The 16,122-nt window shown below is 71.4% G+C and carries 15 protein-coding genes; all 15 read left to right on the top strand.

The features are described 5' to 3' along the window. Positions 1 to 9 precede the first annotated feature (9 nt). The 15 genes from ABZ564_RS23725 to ABZ564_RS23655 all read left to right on the top strand — a co-directional run bounded on the left by ABZ564_RS23725 (position 10) and on the right by ABZ564_RS23655 (position 16,114). Entirely contained in the window at positions 10 to 1,917 is a 1,908-nt protein-coding gene (locus ABZ564_RS23725) for a 2-oxoacid:acceptor oxidoreductase subunit alpha (protein WP_360859923.1), read from the top strand. Continuing rightward, positions 1,910 to 2,974: a 2-oxoacid:ferredoxin oxidoreductase subunit beta gene (locus ABZ564_RS23720; protein ID WP_360859920.1), complete on the top strand. Its 1,065-nt coding sequence runs from the start codon at positions 1,910 to 1,912 to the stop codon at positions 2,972 to 2,974. Before ABZ564_RS23725 ends, ABZ564_RS23720 begins: the two co-directional genes overlap by 8 nt. Continuing rightward, positions 2,971 to 3,462, top strand: a complete 492-nt coding sequence (locus tag ABZ564_RS23715; protein WP_360859917.1) for a nuclear transport factor 2 family protein — start codon at positions 2,971 to 2,973, stop codon at positions 3,460 to 3,462. Before ABZ564_RS23720 ends, ABZ564_RS23715 begins: the two co-directional genes overlap by 4 nt. Positions 3,463 to 3,865: 403 nt before the next feature. Next, entirely contained in the window at positions 3,866 to 5,341 is a 1,476-nt protein-coding gene (locus ABZ564_RS23710) for an FAD-dependent monooxygenase (RefSeq protein WP_360859914.1), read from the top strand. Between the two features lie 44 nt (positions 5,342 to 5,385). Beyond that, a complete protein-coding gene (locus ABZ564_RS23705; RefSeq protein WP_360859912.1) occupies positions 5,386 to 6,042 on the top strand; it encodes a TetR/AcrR family transcriptional regulator in 657 nt (218 codons plus the stop codon). 33 nt (positions 6,043 to 6,075) lie between these two features. Continuing rightward, positions 6,076 to 6,405, top strand: coding sequence for a TcmI family type II polyketide cyclase (locus ABZ564_RS23700; protein WP_360859909.1), 330 nt, complete (start codon positions 6,076 to 6,078; stop codon positions 6,403 to 6,405). A 20-nt stretch (positions 6,406 to 6,425) separates the two neighbouring features. Continuing rightward, positions 6,426 to 7,682 carry a beta-ketoacyl-[acyl-carrier-protein] synthase family protein gene (locus tag ABZ564_RS23695; RefSeq protein ID WP_360859906.1) on the top strand — a complete coding sequence of 419 codons (1,257 nt, stop codon included), beginning with the start codon at positions 6,426 to 6,428 and terminating at the stop codon, positions 7,680 to 7,682. Next, the gene (locus ABZ564_RS23690) at positions 7,679 to 8,896 is read left to right on the top strand and encodes a ketosynthase chain-length factor (protein ID WP_360859903.1); all 1,218 of its coding nucleotides are present in this window, start codon (positions 7,679 to 7,681) and stop codon (positions 8,894 to 8,896) included. Before ABZ564_RS23695 ends, ABZ564_RS23690 begins: the two co-directional genes overlap by 4 nt. 32 nt (positions 8,897 to 8,928) lie before the next feature. Beyond that, entirely contained in the window at positions 8,929 to 9,201 is a 273-nt protein-coding gene (locus ABZ564_RS23685; protein WP_360859900.1) for an acyl carrier protein, read from the top strand. A gap of 112 nt (positions 9,202 to 9,313) precedes the next feature. After that, entirely contained in the window at positions 9,314 to 10,099 is a 786-nt protein-coding gene (fabG, locus tag ABZ564_RS23680; protein WP_360859897.1) for a 3-oxoacyl-ACP reductase FabG, read from the top strand. A 48-nt stretch (positions 10,100 to 10,147) separates the two neighbouring features. Further along, positions 10,148 to 11,107: an aromatase/cyclase gene (locus ABZ564_RS23675; RefSeq protein WP_360859894.1), complete on the top strand. Its 960-nt coding sequence runs from the start codon at positions 10,148 to 10,150 to the stop codon at positions 11,105 to 11,107. 2 nt (positions 11,108 to 11,109) lie between these two features. Beyond that, positions 11,110 to 13,419, top strand: coding sequence for an SDR family oxidoreductase (locus ABZ564_RS23670; RefSeq protein WP_360859891.1), 2,310 nt, complete (start codon positions 11,110 to 11,112; stop codon positions 13,417 to 13,419). 114 nt (positions 13,420 to 13,533) lie between these two features. After that, the gene (locus tag ABZ564_RS23665) at positions 13,534 to 14,937 is read left to right on the top strand and encodes an MFS transporter (protein WP_360859888.1); all 1,404 of its coding nucleotides are present in this window, start codon (positions 13,534 to 13,536) and stop codon (positions 14,935 to 14,937) included. Beyond that, a complete protein-coding gene (locus ABZ564_RS23660; protein WP_360859885.1) occupies positions 14,934 to 15,302 on the top strand; it encodes an acyl carrier protein in 369 nt (122 codons plus the stop codon). The genes ABZ564_RS23665 and ABZ564_RS23660 overlap by 4 nt, the downstream gene beginning before the upstream one ends. After that, the gene (locus tag ABZ564_RS23655) at positions 15,299 to 16,114 is read left to right on the top strand and encodes a 4'-phosphopantetheinyl transferase superfamily protein (RefSeq protein ID WP_360859882.1); all 816 of its coding nucleotides are present in this window, start codon (positions 15,299 to 15,301) and stop codon (positions 16,112 to 16,114) included. The genes ABZ564_RS23660 and ABZ564_RS23655 overlap by 4 nt, the downstream gene beginning before the upstream one ends. The last annotated feature ends 8 nt before the right edge of the window (positions 16,115 to 16,122 follow it).

Here is a 16,122-nt window from a genome sequence, read left to right as displayed (position 1 = left end):
GGCACTTTCATGTCTGTCGACACCACTACGACCGTTTCCGCGAGCACGTCCGGGCCTGACGGCAAGGATGTGCGGCGCGTGGACCGGGTGATCATCCGGTTCGCGGGCGACTCCGGTGACGGTATGCAGCTCACCGGCGACCGTTTCACATCGGAGACGGCGTCGTTCGGCAACGATCTGTCGACTCTGCCGAACTTCCCGGCGGAGATCAGGGCGCCCGCAGGCACGCTGCCGGGCGTCTCGTCGTTCCAGCTCCATTTCGCGGACCACGACATCCTGACGCCGGGCGACGCGCCGAACGTCCTGGTGGCGATGAACCCGGCCGCGCTGAAGGCGAACATCGCGGACGTGCCGCGCGGCGCCGAGGTCATCGTGAACACGGACGAGTTCACGAAGCGGGCGATGGCGAAGGTGGGCTACGACTCCAGTCCGCTGGAGGACGGCTCGCTGGACGCGTACCACGTGCATCCGGTGCCGCTGACGACGCTCACCGTGGAGGCGCTGAAGGAGTTCGACCTCTCGCGCAAGGAGGCCGAGCGCTCCAAGAACATGTTCGCGCTGGGCCTGCTGTCGTGGATGTACCACCGGCCCACCGAGGGCACGGAGCGCTTCCTGAAGGCCAAGTTCGGCAAGAAGCCGGAGATCATGAAGGCGAACCTGGCCGCGTTCCACGCCGGCTGGAACTTCGGCGAGACCACCGAGGACTTCGCGGTCTCCTACGAGGTCGCGCCGGCCGCCACCGCGTTCCCGACGGGCACGTACCGCAACATCTCCGGGAACCTGGCCCTGTCGTACGGCCTGATCGCCGCCTCGAAGCAGGCCGATCTGCCGCTGTACCTGGGCTCGTACCCGATCACGCCGGCCTCGGACATCCTGCACGAGCTGTCCAAGCACAAGAACTTCGGCGTGCGCACCTTCCAGGCCGAGGACGAGATCGCCGGGATCGGCGCCGCGCTCGGCGCGTCCTTCGGCGGCTCCCTGGCCGTGACGACGACGTCCGGCCCGGGTGTGGCCCTCAAGTCCGAGACGATCGGCCTGGCCGTCAGTCTCGAACTGCCGCTGCTCGTCGTCGACATCCAGCGCGGTGGCCCCTCCACCGGCCTGCCCACCAAGACCGAACAGGCCGACCTGCTCCAGGCCATGTACGGCAGGAACGGCGAGGCACCGGTCCCGATCGTCGCCCCGCGCACCCCGGCCGACTGCTTCGACGCGGCGCTGGAGGCGGCCTGGATCGCGGTCACGTACCGTACCCCGGTCTTCCTCCTCTCCGACGGCTATCTGGCGAACGGTTCGGAGCCGTGGCGGATCCCGGAGGTCGACGAACTTCCCGACCTGCGCACCCAGTTCGCCCAGGGACCGAACCACACCCTGGACGACGGCACCGAGGTCTTCTGGCCGTACAAGCGCGACCCGCAGACCCTGGCCCGCCCCTGGGCCATCCCCGGCACCCCCGGCCTCGAACACCGCATCGGCGGCATCGAGAAGCAGGACGGCACGGGCAACATCTCCTACGACCCGGCCAACCACGAGTTCATGGTCCGCACCCGCCAGGCCAAGATCGACGGCATCCAGGTGCCCGACCTCGAGGTCGACGACCCGAACGGCGACGCCGGCACCCTCGTCCTCGGCTGGGGATCGACGTACGGCCCCATCACGGCCGCCGTCCGCCGCCTGCGCACCGCCGGTGACGCCATCGCCCAGGCCCACCTGCGCCACCTCAACCCGTTCCCCGCGAACCTCGGCGAGGTGCTGAAGCGCTACGACAAGGTGGTGATCCCGGAGATGAACCTGGGACAGCTCGCCACCCTCGTCCGGGCGAAGTACCTGGTCGACGCCCACAGCTACCACCAGGTCAACGGCATGCCGTTCAAGGCGGAGCAGCTCGCCAAGGCTCTCAAGGAGACCATCGATGACTGAGTCACTCCTGAACCTGGTGCCCAAGGCCGAGGCCAAGCAGTCCATGAAGGACTTCAAGTCCGACCAGGAGGTGCGCTGGTGCCCGGGATGCGGTGACTACGCGATCCTCGCGGCCGTGCAGGGCTTCATGCCCGAACTCGGCCTCGCCAAGGAGAACATCGTCTTCGTCTCCGGCATCGGCTGCTCCTCCCGCTTCCCGTACTACATGAACACGTACGGGATGCACTCCATCCACGGCCGCGCCCCCGCCATCGCGACCGGCCTCGCCTCCTCGCGCCGCGACCTGTCCGTCTGGGTCGTGACCGGCGACGGCGACGCCCTGTCCATCGGCGGCAACCACCTCATCCACGCCCTGCGCCGCAACGTGAACCTCAAGATCCTCCTCTTCAACAACCGGATCTACGGGCTCACCAAGGGGCAGTACTCCCCCACCTCCGAGGTCGGGAAGATCACCAAGTCGACGCCGATGGGCTCGCTCGACGCGCCCTTCAACCCGGTGTCGCTCGCGATCGGGGCCGAGGCCTCGTTCGTGGCCCGGACCGTGGACTCGGACCGCAAGCACCTCACCTCGGTGTTGCGCGAGGCGGCCGAGCACCCGGGCACGGCGCTGGTGGAGATCTACCAGAACTGCAACATCTTCAACGACGGCGCCTTCGAGGCCCTGAAGGACAAGGAGCAGGCCGAGGAGGCCGTGATCCGCCTGGAGCACGGCCAGCCGATCACCTTCGGGGCCGAGGGCTCCAAGGGCGTCGTGCGCGACCCGGCCACCGGCGACCTGAAGGTCGTGCCGGTCACGGACGCGAACCGGGCGGACATCCTGGTCCACGACGCGCAGTCCACGTCCCCGACCACCGCCTTCGCCCTGTCCCGCCTGGCCGACCCGGACACCCTGCACCACACGCCGATCGGCGTGTTCCGCAACGTCCGCCGGCCCGTCTACGACGTCCAGATGTCCGACCAGCTGGACGCCGCCATCGAGCAGAACGGCAAGGGCGACCTCGCCGCGCTCCTCGCCGGCAACGACACCTGGACCGTCGGGACAAGGAGCGCGTCATGACCGGCAGCACGCAGGAACGGGTCGAACAACTCGAGGAAATGGTCCAGCAGTTGACCGAGCAGGCCCGGCTCGGCGCGCTCGTGGACCGGTTCGTGTCGGGGCTCGACCACGTGGACCCGGCGTGGGCCGACGAGGCCTGGTACCGCTCCCTGTTCACCGAGGACATCGTGCTCGACATGCCCAACGGGGTGCACCAGGGCATCGCGGGCGTGCCGGAGTTCTTCGGCGTACCCAAGAAGCAGTGGGCCCGTACCCATCACATGACCTCGAACCACATCGTCGAGGTGACGGGGGGCACGGCCACGGGGCGGGCCAACGTGCAGGCGACGCACGTTCCCCACGGGCCCGACAGCCCGCTGTTCACGGGCGGCGCGCGCTACGAGTTCGAGGCCGTGCGCACCCCCCACGGCTGGCGGATCAGCAGGCTCACCACGGCCGTCACCTGGATCGACGACCGTACCCGGACCGCGGCGGACGCCGCGCGGTAACCCTTTTCGCTGTGGCGCGGAGTCCGTTTTTTTCGGGCTCCGCGCCACAGTGCTGTCCGCGGCACGATCGCCTTGCGGGGTCCTTCACAGAAAAATGGCCGAACTTTCCGGCGGGCGATGAACCGGACGGTATTTGTGGAGCGGTTGGCGAAGTCCGGAACAATATTTCATTCCTCTGAAAGTCCCCGGCCGGCAGGCCGTGCGGCGTGGGAGTTTGTCGTTCTCTGACGTTCGCCGGACGTATTTGTGGACCGTGCGTCGAGGCATGACAGAACACCGCGCAGATCTGAATCGATGCGCCTTGAACTTCCGTCGCGGGGCGAAGAAGCTAATTCCCGGCTTCCGCAGTTCTGTGTCGCACCGGACTCCCGAAGGAATTCCCCAGATGGTCAAGGAGAGGTACATGGACGCTTCAGTGATTGTCGTGGGCGCAGGCCCCGCCGGAATGATGCTGGCGGGCGAGCTGCGGCTCGCGGGAGTCGATGTCGTCGTCCTGGAGCGCCTCGCGAGACGCACTGGGGAGTCCCGCGGGCTCGGCTTCACCGCCCGCACCATGGAGATATTCGACCAGCGGGGCATCCTCAGCAGGTTCGGCGACGTCGAGACCAGCGACCTGGGCCACTTCGGCGGCCTGCCGATCGACTTCTCCCTCCTCGAAGGCGCCCACCAGGCCGCCAAGTCGGTGCCGCAGTCGGCCACCGAGACGCACCTGGAGGAGTGGGCCACCAGCCTCGGCGCCGACATCCGGCGCAGCCACGAGGTGCTCGGCATCGAGGACGACGGCGAGGGCGTCACCGTCACGGTGCGCGGCCCCGAGGGTGAACACAGCCTGCGCGCTGCCTACCTGGTGGGCTGCGACGGCGGGCGCTCCCTGATCCGCAAGCTGGCCGGCTTCGACTTCCCCGGCACGGCGGCGACGATGGAGATGTTCCTCGCCGACATCAAGGGCGTCGAGCTCAAGACCCGCATGATCGGCGAGACGCTGCCCGGCGGCATGGTCATGGTCGGCCCGCTGCCCGGCGGCACCACCCGCATCATCGTCTGCGAGCGGGGCACACCGCCTCAGCGCCGCGACACCCCGCCCGAGTGGCAGGAGGTCGCCGACGCCTGGAAGCGGCTGACCGGCGAAGACATCTCCGGCGCCGAAGCGGTGTGGGTCAGCGCCTTCGGCAACGCCACCCGCCAGGTCACCGAGTACCGGCGCGGCCGGGTCCTCCTGGCCGGCGACGCCGCCCACATCCACCTGCCGGCCGGCGGTCAGGGCATGAACACCAGCATCCAGGACTCCGTCAACCTCGGCTGGAAGCTCGCCGCCGTCGTCAACGGCACCGCCGGCCAGGAACTGCTCGACACCTACCACTCCGAGCGCCACCAGGTCGGCAAGCGGCTCCTGATGAACACGCAGGCACAGGGCCTGCTGTTCCTCAGCGGCCCCGAGGTGCAGCCGCTGCGCGACGTGCTGACCGAGCTCATCCGGTACGAGGACGTCGCCAGGCACCTGACCGGCATGGTCAGCGGCCTGGAGATCGGCTACGACGTCGGCTCCGGCAGCCACCCGCTGCTCGGCAAGCGGCTGCCCCACCTGGAACTGACCACCGACCGGAAGACCACGTCCAGCACCGAGCTGCTGCGCTCCGCCCGCGGACTGCTCATCGACCTCGACGACAACCCGCGCCTGCGCGCCCGCGCCGCAGGCTGGAGCGACCGAGTCGACATCGTCACCGCCACCCCGGACGCCGTCGCCGGGCACAGCGCACTCACCGGCACCACCGCCCTGCTGGTGCGCCCTGACGGATACCTCGCCTGGGCCGCGCCCGGCAGCCACCACGACCTGCCGATGGCGCTGGAGCGCTGGTTCGGCAAGCCGCTCGCCGGCTGACGCGGCACGCCGCCCGACCAGCACGTCAATTGGAGGAGCACGACATGGCTATGCCGCAGGCAACTCTGGCACCGGTCCAAGCAGGGCCGGCGGAGGAACGCAGGGACGTCGTCCGGGCGGCCCGCACCGTCTTCGCCCGGCAGGGCTGGACGCACACCACCCTCGACGCCGTCGCCGAGGAGGCCGGACTCGAAACGGCCACGGTCGCCCACTACTTCAAGGACAAGGAGCAGCTGCTCCTGTCCGTCCTGCTGGACAGCGCCGCGTCGGTCGCCGCCGCGCTGACCGTCATCGCCGAGAGCCACCTCAGCGAGGTCACCGACCTGCACGAGGACCTCACCGCGCTCGGCCGGGCCTGGCTCACGCCGCTGACCGCCTTCCCCGAGCACTTCGCCATCGTGCGGCACATCAGCGCCGAGGTCACCCTGCTGCCCACCGGCGTCCTGGAGATGTGGCAGACCGCGGGGCCCCGCCAGGCCCAGCGCGAACTCGCCCGGCGCCTGGAGCGCCTGGCCGGCGCGGGGCTGCTCGACATCGCCGACGCCGACCACGCGGCCGGCCGCTTCGTGCAGCTGGTCGCCGGCAGCGTCGTGCAGCGCTCGTTCCACGGCGCGCTGCCGCTCGCCGACTTCGTGACCGAGGAACTGATCGCCGACGGCGTGTCGGACTTCGTCCGCCTCTTCGGCCGCACGGACGCCTGAGCCGCGCCCGACACCCACGGAAGAGAGAAGACATTGCACAGCACCCTGATCGTGGCCCGCATGGACGTCGAGTCCAGCGTCCAGGTCGCCAAGCTCTTCGCAGAGTTCGACGAGACGGAGATGCCGCACCGCATGGGCACCCGGCGTCGCCAGCTGTTCTCGTACAAGGGCCTGTACTTCCACCTGCAGGACTTCGACAGCGACAACGGCGGCGAGCTCATCGAGGACGCCAAGACGGACCCGCGGTTCGTGGCGATCAGCCAGGACCTCAAGCCGTTCATCGAGGCCTACGACCCGGCCACCTGGCGCTCCCCGGCCGACGCGATGGCCACCCGCTTCTACGACTGGCAGGCCGCCCAGTGACGCCGCCCGGAGGCCGCCGTGTGGTCATCACCGGCGTCGGGGTCCTCGCGCCCGGCGGCATCGGCGCCAAGAACTTCTGGAGCCTGCTCAGCGAGGGACGCACGGCGACCCGCGGCATCACCTTCTTCGACCCCTCCTCCTTCCGCTCCCGGGTCGCGGCCGAGGCCGACTTCGACCCCGAGCTGCACGGGCTGAGCCCGCAGGAGATCCGCCGCATGGACCGCGCCGCCCAGTTCGGCGTGGTCACCGCCCGCGAGGCGCTCGCCGACTCCGGCCTCGAACTGGCCGGCTTCGACCCGCACCGCACCGGCGTCACCATCGGCTCGGCGGTCGGCGCCACCACCGGGCTCGACGACGAGTACCGGGTGGTCAGCAACGACGGACAGCTCGACGCCGTCGACCACACCTACGCGGTGCCGCACCTGTACAACTACTTCGTGCCGAGCTCGTTCTCGGCCGAGGTGGCCTGGGCGGTCGGCGCCGAGGGGCCCGCCACCGTGGTCTCCACCGGCTGCACCTCCGGCATCGACTCCGTCGGCCACGCCGTCGAGCTGATCCGCGAGGGCACCGCCGACGTGATGATCACCGGCGCCACCGACGCCCCGATCTCGCCGATCACCATGGCGTGCTTCGACGCGATCAAGGCGACGACGCCGCGCAACGACGACCCCGAGCACGCCTCGCGGCCCTTCGACGGCACCCGCAACGGCTTCGTGCTCGGCGAGGGCAGCGCCGCCTTCGTCCTGGAGGAGTACGAGAGCGCAAGGAAGCGCGGCGCGCACATCTACGCCGAGATCGCCGGCTACGCCTCGCGCTGCAACGCCTTCCACATGACGGGCTTGCGCCCCGACGGCCGCGAGATGTCCGAGGCGATCAACGTGGCCATGGCCGAGGCCCGGATGAACCCCGAGGCCATCGACTACATCAACGCGCACGGCTCCGGGACCAAGCAGAACGACCGGCACGAGACGGCCGCGTTCAAGCTGAGCCTGGGCGAGCACGCCTACCGCACCCCGGTCTCCTCCATCAAGTCGATGGTGGGGCACTCGCTGGGCGCGATCGGCTCGATCGAGATCGCCGCGTCGGTCCTCGCGATGGAGAACAACGTGGTGCCGCCCACCGCGAACCTGCACACCCCCGACCCCGAGTGCGACCTCGACTACGTACCGCTGACAGCGCGCGAGCGGCGCACCGACGCGGTCCTGACCGTCGGCAGCGGATTCGGCGGGTTCCAGAGCGCGATGGTGCTGGCCCGTCCCGAAAGGAGTGCGGCATGAGCGCCAAGGCAGTGATCACCGGCATCGGTGTCGCCACCCCCAACGGGCTCGGCGTGGACGACTTCTGGGCCGCGACCCGCGTCGGCAAGAACGCCATCAGCACGATCACCCGGTTCGACGCGTCCTCGTACCCCTCCCGGCTGGCGGGCGAGATCCGCACGTTCGAGGCCGCCGACCACCTGCCGAGCCGGCTGCTCCCGCAGACCGACCGGATGACGCGGCTCGCCCTCGTCGCCGCCGACTGCGCCTTCGAGGACGCGGGCGTCAAGCCGGACGACATCCCCGAGTTCGACATGGGCGTCGTCACCGCCTCCACCTCCGGGGGCTTCGAGTTCGGCCAGAACGAGCTGCAGAAGCTGTGGAGCCGAGGCAGCCAGTACGTGTCCGCCTACCAGTCCTTCGCTTGGTTCTACGCGGTCAACAGCGGCCAGATCTCCATCCGCAACGGCATGAAGGGTCCCAGCGGGGTCGTCGTCAGCGACCACGCGGGCGGCCTCGACGCCATCGCGCAGGCCCGCCGCCAGATCCGCAAGGGCAGCAAGCTGATCTTCTCCGGCGGCTTCGACGCGTCGATCTGCCCCTGGGGCTGGGCCGCGCAGATCGCCGGCGGCCGGATGTCCACCAGCGACGAGCCCGAGCGGGCCTACCTGCCCTTCGACGCGGACGCCAACGGCTATGTCGCCGGTGAGGGCGGCGCCCTGCTGATCCTGGAGGACGAGCGGACGGCCCGCGAGCGCGGCGCGCAGAACATCTACGGCGAGGTCGCCGGCTACGGCTCGACGTTCGACCCGAAGCCGGGCAGCGGCCGGGAGCCCGGGCTGCGCCGTGCCATCGAGGTGGCGCTCGCCGACGCCGGCGTGCGCGCCAAGGACGTCGATGTGGTGTTCGCCGACGCGGCCGGCACCCCGCGGCTCGACCGCGAGGAGGCCGACGCGCTGATCGCCGTGTTCGGGCCGTGCGGCGTACCGGTCACGGCGCCCAAGACGATGATCGGCCGCCTGTACTCCGGCGCCGCGCCGGTCGACGTGGTCTCCGCCGTGCTCGCCATGCACGAGGGGCTGATCCCGCCCACCACGAACGTGGAGCTGTCGCCCGCGTACGACATCGATCTGGTCGTCGGTCAGCCGCGCACCGCATCCGTGCGCACCGCGCTGGTCCTGGCCCGCGGCTACGGCGGCTTCAACTCCGCCGTCGTCGTGCGCTCCGCCGACTGACGCACCTCACCACCACTCACGAAGGGAACACCATGTCCGCTCAGGAATTCACCCTTGAGGACCTCAAGCACATCCTGCTGGAGGGCGCCGGCGCCGACGAGGGCGTGGACCTCGACGGCGACATCCTCGACACCGACTTCGAGGAGCTCGGCTACGAGTCCCTCGCCCTCCTGGAGACCGGCGGCCGCATCGAGCGCGAGTACGGGATCTCCCTCGACGACGACATATTCGCCGACAACCGCACCCCGCGCGCGCTCGTGGCCGCGATCAACGGCTACCTCGGGGCGCTGGCCGACGCCGCCTGAGCCCGCCGCCGCCCCCGCCGGGGCGCGGCGCCGGCGCGCGGCGTCCCGGCGGGCGGCCACCTCCCCTCCCCTTTCCCAGCTTCTTCGGTCACTTCGTTTGGAGTAGCAAGCCATGTCGCAGCAGGACCAGCGGGTCGCCCTCGTCACCGGCGCCACCAGCGGGATCGGCCTCGCCGTCGCCCGACTGCTGGCCACCCAGAACCACAAGGTGTTCATCGGCGCCCGCAGCGCGCAGAACGTCGCCGAGACCGTCAAGCAGCTCCAGGACGAGGGCCTCGACGTCGACGGCACCACCCTCGACGTGCGCTCCACGGACGACGCCCGCGCCTTCGTGCAGGCGGCCGTCGACCGCTTCGGCACGGTGGACGTCCTCGTCAACAACGCGGGCCGCTCCGGCGGCGGCGTCACCGCCGACCTCGACGACGAGCTGTGGCACGACGTCATCGACACCAACCTCAACTCGGTCTTCCGCCTGACCCGCGAGGTGCTGACCACCGGCGGCCTGCGGCACAAGGACCGCGGCCGCATCATCAACATCGCGTCCACCGCCGGCAAGCAGGGCGTCGTCCTCGGCGCCCCGTACTCGGCCTCCAAGCACGGCGTCGTCGGCTTCACCAAGGCGCTGGGCAACGAGCTCGCGCCGACCGGCATCACCGTCAACGCGGTCTGCCCCGGCTACGTCGAGACGCCGATGGCACAGCGCGTGCGGCAGGGCTACGCCGCCGCGTACGACACGTCCGAGGACGCGATCCTCACCAAGTTCCAGTCGAAGATCCCGCTGGGCCGCTACTCGACGCCCGAGGAGGTCGCGGGCCTGGTCGGCTACCTCGCCTCGGACACGGCCGCCTCCATCACCGCGCAGGCCCTGAACGTCTGCGGCGGACTCGGCAACTTCTGAGCCACCCGGACATCCTCACCCCGCCTTCCGACCCAAGGAGTCACCAGCATGTCGCAGTCCGGCCTGCGCGAAGTGGAGCACGAGATCACGGTCTCGGCCCCCGCCGCCGCCGTGTACCGGCTGATAGCCGAGGTGCAGAACTGGCCGCGGATCTTCCCGCCGACGATCTACGTCGACCACGTGGAGCGGTCCGCGACCCAGGAGCGCATCCGTATCTGGGCCACCGCCAACGGCGAGGCCAAGAACTGGACGTCGCGCCGCACCCTGGACCCCGAGCGGCTGCGGATCACCTTCCGCCAGGAGGTCTCCGCCCCGCCCGTCGCCGCCATGGGCGGCACCTGGATCATCGAGCCGGTCTCCGCGGCCGAGTCGCGCGTGCGGCTGCTGCACGACTACCGGGCCGTCGACGACGACCCCGCGTCCCTGAAGTGGATCGACGAGGCCGTCGACCGCAACTCGCGCTCGGAACTGGCCGCCCTGAAGACCAACGTCGAAGCCGCGCACGCCGCCGAGGACCTGACGTTCTCCTTCGAGGACACCGTCCAGATCAACGGGTCGGCCAAGGACGTCTTCGACTTCGTCAACGAGGCCCAGCTGTGGCCCGAGCGGCTCGCCCACGTGGCCACCGTCCGCTTCGAGGAGCCCTCGCCGGGCCTGCAGGAGCTGGAGATGGACACCCGCGCCAAGGACGGCTCGGTGCACACCACCAAGTCGTACCGGGTGGCCTTCCCGCACGAACGGATCGCGTACAAGCAGGTGACTCTGCCGGCGCTGATGACGCTGCACACCGGTTACTGGACGTTCGCCGAGAACGCCGGCGGTGTCGCCGCCTCCTCGCAGCACACCGTCACCCTCAACACCGCGAACATCGCGAGGATCCTCGGCGAGGACGCGACGGTCGCGGACGCGCGGGAGTACGTCCACACCGCGCTGAGCACCAACAGCCGCGCCACGCTCGGCTACGCCAAGGCCCACGCGGAGAACCTCGCCGCGGACAAGGCGGCCTGACCATGGCCGGGGACCACACCGCAACCCAGGTGATCGTGGTCGGCGCGGGCCCGGTCGGGCTGTTCCTCGCCGGTGAGCTCCGGCTCGCGGGCGCGGACGTGGTGGTCCTCGAACGGCTCACCGCGCCGACCACCGAGTCGCGGGCGTCCACCCTGCACGCCCGCACCATGGAACTCCTCGACGCACGGGGCCTGCTGGAGCAGCTCGGCGACCTGCCGAGCGAACCCAAGGGCCACTTCGGCGGCATCCCGCTCGACCTCACACTGCCCAGCCCCTGGCCGGGCCAGTGGAAGGTCCCGCAGACCCGCATCGAGGAACTGCTCGGACAGTGGGCGGCCGACCTCGGCGCCGACATCCGGCGCGGACACGAGGTGACCGGCCTGACCGTGACCGGGGAGTACGCCGAGGCCGAAGTACGCACCACCGAAGGAACGACGGAGTTCTTCCGGGCCGCGTACATCGTCGGCTGCGACGGCGAGAACAGCGCCGTACGCCGACTGGGCGGCTTCGCCTTCCCCGGCGCGGGCGCCCAGCGCGAACTGCTGCGCGCGGACGTGGCCGGCATCGACATCCCGGGCCGCCGCTTCCAGCGCCTCGCGGGAGGAATGGCCGTCGCCGCCCGGCGTCCCGACGGAGTGACCCGGGTGATGGTGCACGAGTCCGGCGCGGCACCGCGCGACACGCAGCCGGACTTCGCGGACGTCGTCGACGCCTGGAAGCGCGTCACCGGGGAGGACATCAGCGGCGGCACCCCGCTGTGGGTGAACTCCTTCGACGACGCCTCACGGCAGGCCGGGACCTACCGCGACGGCCGGCTCCTGCTCGCCGGTGACGCGGCGCACCAGCAGATGCCGATCGGCGGTCAGGCCCTCAACCTGGGCCTCCAGGACGCCGCCAACCTCGGCTGGAAACTGGCCGCGCAGGTGCTGTCCGGGGGGTTCGAGGAACTCCTCGACAGCTACGACGCGGAACGCCGCGCTGTGGGCCGGCGGGTGCTGAGCAACATCAGGACCCAGGCGCTGCTGCTGCTCGGCGCCGGCGAAGTCGACGCCACCCGCGAGGTGTTCGCCGAGCTGATCGACGAGAGCGAGAACGTACGGACCCACCTGGCCGGAATGATCTCCGGCCTGGACATCCGCTACGACGTGGGCCCGGGCCGCCACCCCCTGCTCGGCCGGCGGCTGCCGCGGGAGCGGCTGGTCACGGGCGACGGCGAGGTCACCACCGCCGAGCTGCTGCGCCGCGGGCGCGGCCTGCTGCTGATCGCCCCCGCGGCGGCGGCCCGCCAGGAGGAACTGCGCAGGACCGCCGCCCCCTGGGCGCCGCTGGTGCGCACGGTGACCGCGCAGACGGCCCCGTTCACCGACGCGCTGCTGGTGCGCCCCGACGGCTACGTCGTATGGGGCGACACCCCGGGTGCGGACCCGACACAGGCACTGACCCGCTGGTTCGGCGACCCGGCGGCCGGCACCAGGCCGAAGACCGGGCCGAGGACCAGGCCCAAGACCAGGCCGGCCGCCGGGCCGGCGGCCGAGAAGAGGAGAGGGAACATGGAAAGGCTCATCGGCAGGACGGCGCTCGTCACCGGGTCGAGCCGCGGCATGGGCCGCGCGACGGCGATCCGGCTCGCGGCCGAGGGCGCGCTCGTCGCCGTCCACTACACCGCGAACAAGGACGCCGCCGACGAGGTCGTGACCCTGATCGAGAAGGACGGCGGCCGGGCCTTCACCGTCCGCGCCGAACTGGGCTTGCCCGGCGACGTGCACGAGCTCTTCCTCGGTCTGGAGAACGGGCTGCGGGAGCGCACCGGCACCACCGACCTGGACATCCTGGTCAACAACGCCGGCGTGATGGGCGGCGTCAAGGCGGAGGACACCACCCCGGAGAAGTTCGACGAACTCTTCGCGGTCAACGCCAAGGCCCCGTTCTTCCTCATCCAGCGGGCGCTGCGCAACATGCCCGACGGCGGCCGCATCATCAACATCACCTCCGGGCTGACCCGGTTCGCGAACCCGGACGAGATCGCGTACGCGATGACCAAGGGTGCCGTCGACCAACTCGCCCTGCACTTCGCGAAGTTGCTCGGACCGCGCGGCATCACCGTCAACTCGGTGGCCCCCGGCATCACCCGCAACGGCAACCCCGTCTTCGGCATCCCCGAGGCGGTCGAGGCGATGGCCCGGCTGTCCGCCTTCAACCGGGTCGGCGAGCCCGAGGACATCGCCGACGTCGTGGCCTTCCTCGCCACCGACGAGGCGCGCTGGATCACCGGCTCGTTCGTCGACGCCACGGGCGGCACCCTGCTCGGCTGAGCCGAGCCCCCCAGCCGGTACGGCAGCGCCCGTACCGCCCTCCGGGCCGGCCGCGGACTTCCCCCGGCACGCGGCCGGCCCACCCCCCTCCAGAACCTCTTGCGGAACGGGATCATGACGCTCTCCACACCCACGCGCCCCGAGCGGGCCGGCCCACGGTGGAGCCCCGCCCAATGGGGCCTGCTGTTCGTGCTCGCGGGCAACATGCTCATCGACGCCCTGGAGGTGTCCGCCGCCCTGGTCGCGCTGCCCCGTGTGGGCGCGGACCTCGGCCTGGCCGCGGCGCGACTGCAGTGGGTGGTCTCCGGGTTCGCCGTCGGCTTCGGCGGGCTGCTGCTGTTCGGCGGCCGGCTCGTGGCGATACTCGGCCGCAGGCCCGTCTACCTCGCCGCGCTCCTGGTGTTCGCCGCCGCGTCCCTGGCGGGCGCGCTCACCGACAGCGCCACACTGCTGTTCGCGACCCGCTTCGTGAAGGGGTTCTGCGCCGCGCTGACCGCGCCCACCGGGCTCGCCATCATCGCGTCGACGTTCCCCGAAGGACCCGCCAGATCACGGGCGCTGTCGGTGTACTCCCTCTTCGGCGCCGGCGGCTTCTCGGCCGGACTGCTGCTGTCCGGGGCGCTCACCGAGGCCGGCTGGCGCTGGACCTCCGCCTTCCCCGCCCCCGCCGCCCTGCTGCTGTTCGCCGCCGCACTGCGCCTGATCCCGCGCGACGCGCCGGCCGCCGAGGCGCCGCGCCGCTACGACGCCGCCGGAGCGGCCACACTGACCGGCGCCATGCTGCTGCTGGTGGCCGCCCTCGCCGCGGGCGGCCGGCACGGCTGGCACCACCCCACGACACTCCTGTGCTTCACGGGCGCGGCCCTGCTCGGCCTCGGCTTCGTCCGCCTCGAACTCACCGTCCGCGAACCCCTGTTACGACTCGACCTGCTGCGCCACGGCCCGCTGCTGCGCTCCGCACTCGGCGCCGGCGCGCTCAACGGCTCGTACCTCGGCCTCCTCCTCGTGCTCACCCTCCAACTGCAGCAGCGCGCGGGATACAGCCCGTGGCAGACGGGCCTCGCCTTCCTGCCGGCCGCCGCGCCCCTCGCGCTGACCGCGCTGTACTCCGGACGGATCGTCGCCCGGTTCGGCCCGCCCCGGCTGATCGCCGCCGGCGCCGCGGCGGCCCCGCTCGGCTACGCCCTCTACCGCCACGACGGCCCCCAGCCGTCCTACGGGACCGACGTGCTGCCCACGCTGCTGCTGGTCGGCGCCGCGTTCGTACTCGCCTTCACCGCCTTCCACGTACAGGCCACCAGCTCCGTGGCGCCCGCCGACCAGGCCGCGGCCGGCGGCCTCTACCAGACCTCCGTGCAACTGGGGGCGGCCGTCATGACCGCCCTGTGCGCCGCGCTGCTGCCCACCGGACAGCGCACGGTGCTGCACCTGATCACGGCCGTGGGACTGCTCGGCCTGCTCGTCGCACTGCGCGGCCTAGTGCCCCCGCGTGCCGTACCGGAAAGGAAGGGACAGTGACCCGCACGGCACGCTCCACCCGCACGTGCCCGTCCACCGCGGCGCCCGACCGCGCCACGCTCGCCGCGGCCGGCCACGCCGAGCGCCGAAGACTGCTCGACGGATACGTCCGCCAGGAACTCGGCCGCCTCATCGACCTCGCCCCGCACCTCGTCGACACCGTCGGCCGGCCCATGCGCTGCCTGGGCATCGGATCCATCGCCGGCCTCGAACTCCAGGCCCGGATGGAGAGCGCGCTGAACGTGCGGCTCAACCTCCAGATGCTGCTGCTCGCCAACAGCGCGGCCGAACTCGTGGAGTGCCTCGCCGGACAGCTCGGCCCGCAGCCCGCGCACCCCCGTCACGAGCCGCCGGTGCCCGCATGAACGCGCCCCACGTGAACGTACGCGACCTTGAGCCGCAGCTGCTCGCCCACCAGGCGGACGAGGACTTCGTGCTCACCGACGGGCAGGCCGACCTGTGGCTGATGCGCAGCCCCGGCGCCCACACCGCCCACCTGCTCGACCGCTCCGAACTCGACGACTCCGAGCGCGCCCGCGCCGACGCGTTCCTGCGGCCCGCCGACGGACTGCTCTACGCCACCGTCCATGTCGCGCTGCGCCGGCTGCTCGCCCGCTACCTGCGCACCACGCCGCGCGACGTGCGCTTCACCCGGGAGACCTGCCCCGGCTGCGGCGCAGGTCACGGCCGCCCCGCGCTCGACCTGGCGCCGCTGCCGCTGCACTTCTCCGTGTCGCACAGCAGCGCCGTCGCCCTGGTGGGGGTGGCCGGCGTGCCGATCGGCGTCGACGTGGAGAGGCTGCCGAGGCCCTCGACGATCGACGTGTGCGCCCGCTTCCTGCACCCCGACGAGCAGGCCGAACTCGCCGCGGCGCAGAGCCCGTCGGAGCGGGCCGAGGACTTCGGACGGATCTGGACCCGCAAGGAGGCCTTCCTCAAGGGCATCGGCACCGGCCTGAGCCGCTCCGCGGCCGAGGACTACCTCGGCGCGGACGCCGCCCGGCACCCGGCGGGCTGGAGCGTGCTGGACATTCCGTGCGGCGCCACCCACGCCGCCGCCCTCGCCGTGCACCGGGCCGAGCTGCTGAGCGCCGACGTCCGGTGGCTGGCCGAGGAGTGGCTGCGGTCGGCCACCGCGCCGGACCCACAGGCCGCGGCTGCGGCCCTCGCCTGCTGACCGACGAC

Origin of the sequence: Streptomyces sp. NPDC019224 (assembly GCF_040632605.1) — a bacterium.
Taxonomy (GTDB): domain Bacteria; phylum Actinomycetota; class Actinomycetes; order Streptomycetales; family Streptomycetaceae; genus Streptomyces.
Note: the sequence above shows the minus strand (reverse complement) of the source record. Positions and strands in the feature narration are given on the sequence as shown.

Coding starts and splice junctions, on each gene's coding strand:
- ABZ564_RS23665 (WP_360859888.1), top strand. CDS start 13,534: ATGACGCTCTCCACACCCACGCGCCCCGAGCGGGCCGGCCCACGGTGG.
- ABZ564_RS23710 (WP_360859914.1), top strand. CDS start 3,866: ATGGACGCTTCAGTGATTGTCGTGGGCGCAGGCCCCGCCGGAATGATG.
- ABZ564_RS23655 (WP_360859882.1), top strand. CDS start 15,299: ATGAACGCGCCCCACGTGAACGTACGCGACCTTGAGCCGCAGCTGCTC.
- ABZ564_RS23715 (WP_360859917.1), top strand. CDS start 2,971: ATGACCGGCAGCACGCAGGAACGGGTCGAACAACTCGAGGAAATGGTC.
- ABZ564_RS23720 (WP_360859920.1), top strand. CDS start 1,910: ATGACTGAGTCACTCCTGAACCTGGTGCCCAAGGCCGAGGCCAAGCAG.
- ABZ564_RS23685 (WP_360859900.1), top strand. CDS start 8,929: ATGTCCGCTCAGGAATTCACCCTTGAGGACCTCAAGCACATCCTGCTG.
- ABZ564_RS23725 (WP_360859923.1), top strand. CDS start 10: ATGTCTGTCGACACCACTACGACCGTTTCCGCGAGCACGTCCGGGCCT.
- ABZ564_RS23670 (WP_360859891.1), top strand. CDS start 11,110: ATGGCCGGGGACCACACCGCAACCCAGGTGATCGTGGTCGGCGCGGGC.
- ABZ564_RS23690 (WP_360859903.1), top strand. CDS start 7,679: ATGAGCGCCAAGGCAGTGATCACCGGCATCGGTGTCGCCACCCCCAAC.
- ABZ564_RS23675 (WP_360859894.1), top strand. CDS start 10,148: ATGTCGCAGTCCGGCCTGCGCGAAGTGGAGCACGAGATCACGGTCTCG.
- fabG (WP_360859897.1), top strand. CDS start 9,314: ATGTCGCAGCAGGACCAGCGGGTCGCCCTCGTCACCGGCGCCACCAGC.
- ABZ564_RS23705 (WP_360859912.1), top strand. CDS start 5,386: ATGGCTATGCCGCAGGCAACTCTGGCACCGGTCCAAGCAGGGCCGGCG.